Below are 1,658 nucleotides of genomic sequence, written 5' to 3'. Positions count from 1 at the left end.
AAGACCAGTTGAATTGTTGAACAATTAGGATTTGCTATAATATTACGCTTAGAAAAGGCATTTATAGCTTCGCCATTAACTTCAGGGACGATCAACGGAACATTGGCATCATAGCGCCATGTGGAGGAATTATCGATGACGACACAGCCAGCAGCAGCGATTTTAGGGGCGTATTCTTTGGAAATGCTCCCTCCTGCAGACATAAGACAAAAATCTGTGTCAGAAAAATCATAAGTATCTAGTGCTTTTACTTTTAAAGTTTTATCTCCATAAGAAACTTCTTGTCCTAATGAACGTCGTGATGCTAGAGGGACAATTTCATGGGCAGGAAAACCTCGTTCTTCTAAAATTGTAAGCATTTCACGACCAACATTTCCGGTTGCGCCGACAATTGCAACTTTAAAACTCATTTTCTATATACTCCTCATGTCTCTCCAAGTTTATTCCCCGTGCTATACTCAGGAGAGAGTGAGTTGGTCAAGGAACATCATTAAATTATATTTTTGATTTTCAACAACTCAATTTTATGCACACCAATCATCATCGTTAGTACAATAAATTGTTTTATTTCAAATGATACGTCTTTTTTAATCTTTCAGAATTGAAAAAATTGAATATTTTACGCTAAACTATTATCTCTTTAGAAAACACTTTAATTAAGTGAATTTCTTATCTTCTGTCAATTGTTTACCTTCTCACTTTTGAATTTTTTGAGGATGGTATTACCTATCGCGTTCGTGGAATCTTTTAATACTTTATCTATTAATTGTTGAATTATTTAATTTTCTCCCTATGCCTTTAAAAGCGAAGCTTCCTATTACAGTCTGTAAACAACTAGATTCTAGCGGCTTCCCATTTTTCACTTAAACTAAAGGCTTAACAAGCAAGCTTAAAAAATATTTTAAAAGATATTGGGTATCTAAAAAACATTTGAATGTTTTAAGGAGGTATGCGTGCTTCATGCCCTCATATCTTACATGATAGAATTTATGGCACAACAGAATAAACTTAAGTAATCCATTATATAGATAAATTCTTATGAAAGTTATATATATTTTTTTCGTGTCTATTTTTTACTTTAATTCTATTATGCGATAAAATATCAGTATTTGGAGTATGGTGGTATAAGATCTTTAAGCTTTCTCGATATATTTAAGTGTTTTTTTAGTGTGTGGGAATATTTTTAGGCTTGTTTGGAAAGCTTTTTGTTTAAGTGAGTTATATGAGTGGAAAGCCGTTGGATACTCACATATTTACGTTTAATAAAAGAACAAGTGAGCACCATTATACATTTTTCCAGCACACAATGTCGTTACAGCTTTTGGTATGTGAGACGATTCAATAAGAGGTATGCCTTTTTGTACATTTTTACTCACATGCCAACTTTGCTTGTAATGTGCAAACAAGAGATTTTGATTGATTCAATATAGAACACGTTTAAAATGAGAGAATCTGATGATATTTTTGGCTTTTATTACAAGATGTAAAGCGATATAAATATCTTTTAAATCAGTGTATTGCTATATTGTAAAACTCTTTTTTCAGAAATCGTAAATATTGAGATATCATATTGATAGAGGATTGATAACAGTGGGCTTGTAGAGGGAAATTGCATGAGGATTTTTTATTTTTTATGCGTTATTTCTTCATTGTTTTGC

1 pseudogene is annotated in these 1,658 nt (G+C 31.9%); it reads right to left on the bottom strand.

Features of this window, described 5'->3' with window-relative positions:
• A pseudogene (locus tag ACFIL8_RS10020) lies at positions 1-410 on the bottom strand (aspartate-semialdehyde dehydrogenase); the annotation flags it as partial.
• Positions 411-1,658 lie beyond the last annotated feature (1,248 nt).

The organism is Bartonella sp. AP57NXGY (assembly GCF_042195805.1).
In the GTDB taxonomy this organism is placed as follows: Bacteria; Pseudomonadota; Alphaproteobacteria; order Rhizobiales; family Rhizobiaceae; genus Bartonella.
Note: the sequence above shows the minus strand (reverse complement) of the source record. Positions and strands in the feature narration are given on the sequence as shown.